Here is a 365-nt window from a genome sequence, read left to right as displayed (position 1 = left end):
GGGGCCTTAGCTCAGCTGGGAGAGCGCCTGCCTTGCACGCAGGAGGTCAGCGGTTCGATCCCGCTAGGCTCCACCATTTTTCAATCAGATACTTATATTATATTGGCGGTGTAGCTCAGCTGGCTAGAGCGTACGGTTCATACCCGTGAGGTCGGGGGTTCGATCCCCTCCGCCGCTACCAATAAATATAAGGACCTTTAGCTCAGCTGGTTAGAGCAGACGGCTCATAACCGTCCGGTCGTAGGTTCGAGTCCTACAAGGTCCACCATATGCATTTTTAAAAGCCGTGGAGGTATACCCAAGTTCGGCTGAAGGGATCGGTCTTGAAAACCGACAGGGGAGTCAAATCCCGCGGGGGTTCGAAT

General features: G+C 54.0%; 3 tRNA genes. All 3 read left to right on the top strand.

The features are described from left to right. The 3 genes from SB775_RS27875 to SB775_RS27865 all read left to right on the top strand — a co-directional run bounded on the left by SB775_RS27875 (window position 1) and on the right by SB775_RS27865 (window position 268). Window positions 1-76: transfer RNA gene (locus tag SB775_RS27875), tRNA-Ala, on the top strand. A 28-nt stretch (window positions 77-104) separates the two neighbouring features. Continuing rightward, window positions 105-181: transfer RNA gene (locus SB775_RS27870), tRNA-Met, on the top strand. A gap of 10 nt (window positions 182-191) precedes the next feature. Next, window positions 192-268 (top strand) — tRNA-Ile (locus SB775_RS27865). Window positions 269-365 lie beyond the last annotated feature (97 nt).

The organism is Peribacillus sp. SIMBA_075, assembly GCF_046534585.1.
The sequence above is the reverse complement of the archived record's forward strand: the minus strand, read 5'-3'. Positions and strand labels throughout refer to the sequence as shown.